Source organism: Sphingopyxis sp. L1A2A, from assembly GCF_005502465.1.
In the GTDB taxonomy this organism is placed as follows: Bacteria; Pseudomonadota; Alphaproteobacteria; order Sphingomonadales; family Sphingomonadaceae; genus Sphingopyxis.
The window spans coordinates 22,115-29,018 of sequence record NZ_SCOT01000041.1 but is presented as its reverse complement, the minus strand read 5'-3'; the positions used below and the strand labels follow the sequence as shown (position 1 = coordinate 29,018).

The following is a 6,904-nucleotide window of genomic DNA, read 5'->3' as shown; positions in this document are numbered from 1 at the left end:
GCCTCATGTCAGCCACATCCTCGCGATGCGCGATCGGCGCGGCCGGTCATCCGTTCGCGAGGACCGAAGGCGAGCGCGGCGCCGTCGCGCATCGCGAGGATGTGGCTGACATGAGGCAGAAGCAAAGGTCCATGCGCCACCACGAGGACGATCGCTCCGCGGTTTCTCGCAGCGGCGATCGCGGCGCCGAGCGTCGCGCGGGCTTCGTCGTCGAGATGGGCATCGGGCTCGTCGAGCAAGATCAGGAATGGGTCGCCGAACAGCGCGCGCGCAAGCGCGATGCGCTGCCTTTCGCCACCTGACAGTGCCGATCCGCCGACGCCGACCTCGCGCCCATATCCGTTGGGCATAGCCGTGATCACTTCATGGACACCCGCCGCTCGCGCGGCCGCGACGATCGCCTCATGCTCGGCGGCCGGATCGAACCGCGCGATATTCTGCGCGATGCTGCCGTCGATCAGTTCGACATCCTGCGGCACATAGCCGAGGCTCGCGCCGAGGTTTTCGGGCGCAAAATCGGCCAAGTCGGCCTTGTCGAGGCAAACCGCACCGGCGCGGATCGGGCAAAGACCCGCGACGGTGCGCAGCAGCGTCGATTTGCCGCTGCCATTGGGGCCGACGATCGCAATCGCCTCGCCCGCGAGCGCGGTGAAGCTCACATCGCGAATGATATCCGGATCCGCACCAGGCGGGCTCGCCGTTAATCCCGCGACGTCGAGGCGCTCCCGTGGCGGCGGAAGAGCAACGGCGCGCTGCGTTTGGGGTAAGGCGGCCAACGCGGCTGCGAACTGGCTCCAGGAAAGTCGCGCGGCGACGAGGCTTCGCCAGTTGGCGATCGCTCCGTCGATCGGTCCGAGCGCGCGCGACGAAAGAATCGACGAGGCGAAAATGACCCCGCCGCTGGCATAGCCGTTGACCACGAGGATCGCGCCGACAGTGAGCACGATCGACTGCAGTACGAGCCGGAAGACCCGGCTGAAGCTACCGATCGACCCTGTTGTGCCGGCGAGCCGCTCATTGGCAGCGAGCAGCCGAATCGACGCGCGCGACCAGTGTGCCGCCATATGGCGGTCCAAACCCATCACCGCGATGGCTGCCGCGCTACGCCGGTTCGTCTCGGCGAGTCGCGCGCGCGCCGATGTCGCGCGGACAAGCTCTAAAGTCTCGTCGCGGGTGATCCGGTCGGCGGTCCAGGTCAGCGCAACGAGCAACGCGCCGCCGACCAGTACCGTGAGGCCGAGCAGCGGATGCAGCAGGAAGAGGGCGATCAGGAACAACGGAACCCATGGCATGTCGGCGATCGCCGCCGGGCCGTTGCCCGACAGGAACTGCCGAATCTGGTCGCTGTCGCGTAACGGCTGTAACGCGTCCTCATCAGGCGCCATGTGGGCCCGGTGCGCTATCAGGCGGCGCGCCGCGGGGTTCATGCTATGATCGACCAGCGTCGAAAAATGGATCAATACCCGGCTGCGAACATGATCGAGCGCGCCTTGGAAGGCATAGGCCACCAGCACCATGACGAAAAGGCCAGCAAGCGTCGGAATGCTGCCCGACGGCAGGACCAGGTCATAGACCGCGAGCATATAGATCGATCCCGCCAGCATGAGCAGGTTGAGCGCGGCGCTGAGCACGGTGACGACCACCAGCGTACGCCGACCTGAAGGCTGCGCCGCGATTAGGTCGCGCAAACGTGAGGGGGGAGGCGCCTGTTCTCCGGGCCCGGTATCGATAGCGTGCGTTTCGAAAGGACCGGTTTCCCAAGCCCTGGTCATCGGCCGGTCATCCCGGTTCGTGCGCACCGCGCCGTTCTCGCGCCGATCACGGTTTCCAAAGCCGTCTGCTGTTGTCATCGGCGCCCTCAAGGCGGCCGAAGCGGCCGACGACGATGTCGCGGCGCAGAATACGCGCGGGATTGCCGGCAACGATGCAGCGGTCGGGAACATCGTCGAAAACCACGGAGCCAGCGCCGATTATCACTTCGTTGCCGATCTTGACACCGGGAAGGATGACCGACCCGCCGCCGATAAAGCAGCGCTCTCCGATCCGGACTGGCGCGTCGCGGTTGTCGGTCGCGTCATAACCCAAGATAAGCGTTTTAAAGGCAATGAGCGTGTCTGCGCCGACGATGACTGCGCTCGGCTGGCGCCCGATAAGTCGGCTGGACAGCGACAGGCTGGCCGAGGGGGCGATCTCGATCCTGCCGCTACGCGTGAGCCAGCGCCGACGTATGCCGGTGACCAGCGACCGGACGCGGCGGAGGCTGTTGAGCGAACGTAAGATAGCCATCCGGTGCGAACTCCCGCCTTGATTCTCCGTTCATTTGCTATAGCGCCCCGATCATGACTGAGGGAAAAAATGTCCGCACTCGCCGGCGCACGTTGATCCAGCGCTGGCAAGCGGCGGTGCGAAAGATTCTCTGGAGGTCTGACATCGCGGCATCTGCCTGGATCGCCGACACGGCGTTGATCGATCGGACTTGGCCGAAGGGCATTCATATCGGCGCCGGGGCGGTCATCGGCGAAGAAGCGGTCGTGCTCTCGCACGACCTCACCCGAGGGCTCTATCTTGATACGCGGATAGGCGAGCGGAGCATCATCGGGCCGCGCGCGATGATCCTGCCGGGTATTTCGATCGGCAACGACTGTGTCGTGGCAGCGGGAGCGCTCGTCAACCGCGACATGCCGGACGGCAGCGAGGCGATAGGCAATCCCGCGAGGATCACGGCGGGCGGCGCTTCTTTCGGAAATGCTCGTTATGGCGGAGCATAACCCCCTCCTGAAGCTATGGGCGCGCCTGCGCGATCGGCGCGAGGCGAAGCTTGCTGTTGCGCGGGCGAACCTCCGGCTTGGCGGCTATGCTTCGCCAACCTTCGCTCACAGGCACCGGAAAAAGCTGCTTTTCTTGTTCGGCTTGGCGCTGTTCTTTTACAGCATGACGTTCACGCTCATCGGGCGCTTCATGGTGCTGCAGTTCCTCACCCCGCTGATGCTAATGATCCTATTCGTCATCTGGATGCTGCCCGAGGCGCGGCAGGTCCCCACCCGCTGGCTCGGACGACTCGGCATCGCCTTCATGATCGCCCTGCTGTGCTGGCCCGACTATCTCGCGTTGGCGCTTCCCGGACTGCCGTGGTTGACCGCGATCCGGATCGTGACGGTTCCGCTGGCCCTCGTCATGCTGTTCTGCCTGTCGGGTTCGCGACAGTTTCGGGCCGAAATGAAGGAACTTATGACAGGTCTTCCGATCGTTTGGCAGGGTGTCGTCGCCTTTGCCGCGATCGCGTTGATCTCCATCGTCTTCTCAAGCGACATTGGATTGTCGGTCAACAAGTTCGTCGTCGCGCAGCTCACTTGGACCTTACCTTTCTTCGTCGCAATCTATGTTTTTCGTCAACCGAACCGGGCGACGCAATTCGGCTATTTCCTGTGGGCGATCGTGCTTTTTGTCTGTCTGATCGCGATCCAGGAATGGCGCCACAGCGTCGTTCCTTGGGCCGGAAACATTCCGAGCTTCCTGAAGATCGAAGACGAGAGTGTGCAGCGAATTCTGTCGGGCAGCTCGCGCGCCGCAACGGGTATCTACCGAGTCCAGAGCAAGTTCACGACGCCGCTCGGTTTCGCGGAATTTCTCGCGCTGTCTGCCCCCTTCATCCTACACATCATGATGCGCAGCAAGAATGTGCTGATCATCGTGGCGGCTGCTCTGACGCTGGCCTTGCAATTCTGGTGTATTCGGCTCACCGACAGTCGGCTTGGCGTCGTCGGCTTCTTCATGACACTCCTGCTTTATATGCTGGTGTGGGGCGGTCTGCGCTGGTACCGTGACCGCGACAGTCTTTTCGGCCCTGCCGTGGTGATTGCTTATCCGATCACGCTCAGTGCCTTCTTTGCCGCCACCCTTTTCGTCGGGCGCCTCAACGCGATGGTGTGGGGAACCGGCGCGCAGCAATTCAGTACCGAATCGCGCAAGCTCCAGGTGGCGATGGGATTGCCCAAGATATTCAAGACGCCATGGGGGAACGGCATCGGGCGCGGTGCCGAGGAACTTGGTTTCACAAATCTCGCCGGCATCCTGACGATCGACACTTATTATCTGCTGGTCGCACTCGAGTTCGGGATATTGGGTTTCCTCATCTATTTCGGTATGATTATCGCGACGATCGTCGGGGGCGGAAAGCAGCTCATTCGCGTGCGCGCGACCGACACTGATGGCGCGATGCTGGCACCATTGCTGATTGCCTTGACCAATTTTCTCGTGATTAAATCAATCTTCAGCCAGCAGGAGAACCACGCGCTCGCGTTCGTGATGATGGGAGCGGTCGTCGTGCTCGCATGGCGCATTAAGCAGCAGCGCGACAGTTCGATCACCGTCCTGCCGCCGACGGTTTCGCCTCCGAAAAAGGCGCAGCGCAGCTTGCCCTGAAACGGTCCGGGGGGGACTTCCCCGTGCTTCAATATGCACGCGCGGCGACGACTAAAGCGGCGGGTCCGCAAGGCGTCTCGGACTATCGTCCCCACGACGCCGGTTCATCAGGTTAGTTGTCATGCTCTCGCGTCCGAACCGATCCCGTCAGCGGATTGATCCCGCAGAGCCGGTTGACAAAATAGAGGCTGGCGAGATTGCGGCCGACGAGGAACAGTGCGACACAGGTCGCGACCCCTGCGGCGCCGAAGGCCTGCGCGATCAGCGGCGCAAAAAGGATAAGCGACAAAGTGCTCGTCAGGGTAATCGCAAAATTGACCCGCTCGTGGCCGGTCATCGCGAGCACCAGTCCGGCGGGTCCAGTGATCGTATAGATTATTTGACCGACGACAATGATGCGCAGCATGGGCGCCGCGGCCGTGAACTCGGCCCCTATCAGTCCGAGTAGCGGCTCGGCGGCAACCAGTATTAGAAGGGCGGGGGGGAGCGTGAACAGCGCGGAGAGCCGCGTCGCGGTCCTCCCTAGCCTTGCGACCCCGGCGAGGTCTTCGTTCGCCCAAGCCGCGCTAATCTGCGGCGAGAAGACGCTGAACAGTCCCATCGACACGATCGCGAGGCTGGTGCCGAACTGCATCGCGATCCGGTAGAGACCCGCATCATAGATACCCGCGATGTTGGCGACAACGACCAACCCATACCAGTCGGCGATATTGAGCGCGATCGCGACGCCCCACAGCGGCAGCGCGATGCGTATCATGGGTCGGATCGGCAGCGTTGCGGCCTCCGTGGCGCGGCTGGATCCCGCGAAGCTCGCTACGATCCCGCCGATAGCCACCGCCGCCGACACCGCCGCGGTGAGCCACAGGATCGAGCCGATGCCATTGATCCATCCTGTGGCTATCATGCCGAGTACGAGCGTTGGTATCATCAGTACCTCGACCGATTGGCCAAGGATATAGCGTTTCTGCGAGCGAAGCACCGCGCTGCTAATGCGCGTCATCGCGCGCGACCAGAGCAAGATGCAGAGGATGAAAAGGCCGCCCGCAGGCAAAATCCCGCCGACGACCCAGTGCAGAGTCGCCGGGCCGCCCGCGAGCAGCCCGGCGATGATCGCTGCCGCAAAGCATATCGACAGCCCGATGACGCGTAGCAGCGTGGCGGCCGACAGCAGCTGGCGCCGCGCGATCACGCTCGAAAACTGCCGGACCACAGCAAGGTCGAGGCCACCGACCGCCACCACCGACAGAAACATCGCCGATTGGGTGAGGAGCGCATAAGTGCCGTTCGCTTCGGGTCCAAAGCGATGGCCGATGACGAAGGACAGGGCAAAGCCCGCGAGCACCGATAGCCCGCGGATCCCAAGAGCCGTGACCGACTGAAAATGATGCCGCCCGAGCCCCATCAGCCGGGCGGCGAGCCCCCGGTCCGTCATCGGCAGCGAGACGTCCCTGGGTTTTGCGGTTCCCTGCCCACGCGCTGAACGCTGTTCCCGCAGGCCTCGATGCCCGATCCTCTGAGGTTCATGCGAGCGACGACAGGGCGGTGGGGCCGGTTGGGCAGCATCGCGCCGGGGACCGTCGAAATACGGTTGCCCGTTATGGTGGCGCCGCGCACATCGAACAGCGCGATCGCATGGGGATAGCTCACACGAACGAAATTATCCTTGATAAGGATCCGGTCGAACCCGCCATCGTCAACACCGCCGCGCACATGATTGCCGAAAAATATGCCCTGCATCGCGCCATCCATGTCATTGCCGATAACGCTGATGTCGGAAACCGGCGGCGCAGCTGGCCGCGACCAAGCTTGGATGCAATCGGGATGATCGCCGTCGCGGATGCGCTTGCCCGTCGCATCAAAGGTAGCAATGTTAGGTCGGAAATCGCGGCAGCGATTGCGTTCGACGAGAACTTTGCGCGATAGAGCGATGTTAATGCCGTCGGAAATCAGGCCAACGAGGTTCAGCCCGGTCAACGCGATGTCATGACTTTCGTTCACAACGACGCCGCGATGCGCTCCGGTGATCTGCATATCGGCGATCCGGATATTCGCGGAGGAGCGGATCGAGACGCCGTAGCTTCGGCCGCCCGGGCCGATGATCGTGCCGCCCTTGATCACTACCCCATCGACCTGATCTAGCACAATGCCGGAGAGCGTCGCAGCCTTGGCGTCGATGGTGATTGCCGGGCTGAAAGTCTTGCGACGAATCGTGAGGACGCCAGTCATGTCGACTGGCAACGCGATGGTCTCGCCGCCCCGTGCCGACGCGATCTCGCGGTCGACATCTACGTTCTGTAGGGCTCCGGCCGAACAGGAACCTAACAGGGCAAGCAAGCCGGCGATGGCTATATTGTGGCGCATGGTCACTCCCGCCGCCGCTCCGCCCTCCGGCTTATCCGCTGGCCGCGACATGACGATGCTTTGGTAAATCCCGTGGCAAAAGGCAAGTTTTTGTATTACCGCACTCTTTGCCCAGGTGGGT

The 6,904-nt window shown here is 62.9% G+C and carries 6 protein-coding genes; 2 read left to right on the top strand and 4 right to left on the bottom strand.

Going from position 1 to position 6,904, the window contains the following annotated elements; all coding sequences use genetic code 11:
* Nucleotides 1-8: 8 nt before the first annotated feature.
* Complete coding sequence (locus FFS68_RS15915) at nucleotides 9-1,643, bottom strand: type I secretion system permease/ATPase (RefSeq protein WP_171003923.1); 1,635 nt, start codon at nucleotides 1,641-1,643, stop codon at nucleotides 9-11.
* Between the two features lie 175 nt (nucleotides 1,644-1,818).
* On the bottom strand, nucleotides 1,819-2,286 hold the full coding sequence (locus tag FFS68_RS15910) for a DapH/DapD/GlmU-related protein (RefSeq protein WP_137754178.1): 468 nt from the start codon (nucleotides 2,284-2,286) through the stop codon (nucleotides 1,819-1,821).
* Nucleotides 2,287-2,339: 53 nt separating this feature from the next.
* Between FFS68_RS15910 and FFS68_RS15905 the strand changes: the two genes are divergently transcribed.
* Together FFS68_RS15905 and FFS68_RS15900 are read left to right on the top strand one after the other, a co-directional pair.
* Nucleotides 2,340-2,768 carry a DapH/DapD/GlmU-related protein gene (locus tag FFS68_RS15905; RefSeq protein ID WP_137754177.1) on the top strand — a complete coding sequence of 143 codons (429 nt, stop codon included), beginning with the start codon at nucleotides 2,340-2,342 and terminating at the stop codon, nucleotides 2,766-2,768.
* A complete protein-coding gene (locus FFS68_RS15900) occupies nucleotides 2,755-4,422 on the top strand; it encodes an O-antigen ligase family protein (protein ID WP_171003922.1) in 1,668 nt (555 codons plus the stop codon). Before FFS68_RS15905 ends, FFS68_RS15900 begins: the two co-directional genes overlap by 14 nt.
* A 112-nt stretch (nucleotides 4,423-4,534) precedes the next feature.
* Here the strand turns inward: FFS68_RS15900 and FFS68_RS15895 are convergent, their stop codons facing one another.
* Both FFS68_RS15895 and FFS68_RS15890 read right to left on the bottom strand, forming a co-directional pair.
* Nucleotides 4,535-5,854, bottom strand: coding sequence for a hypothetical protein (locus FFS68_RS15895; protein ID WP_137754175.1), 1,320 nt, complete (start codon nucleotides 5,852-5,854; stop codon nucleotides 4,535-4,537).
* On the bottom strand, nucleotides 5,851-6,783 hold the full coding sequence (locus FFS68_RS15890; protein WP_171003921.1) for a NosD domain-containing protein: 933 nt from the start codon (nucleotides 6,781-6,783) through the stop codon (nucleotides 5,851-5,853). The genes FFS68_RS15895 and FFS68_RS15890 overlap by 4 nt, the downstream gene beginning before the upstream one ends.
* Between the last annotated feature and the right edge of the window lie 121 nt (nucleotides 6,784-6,904).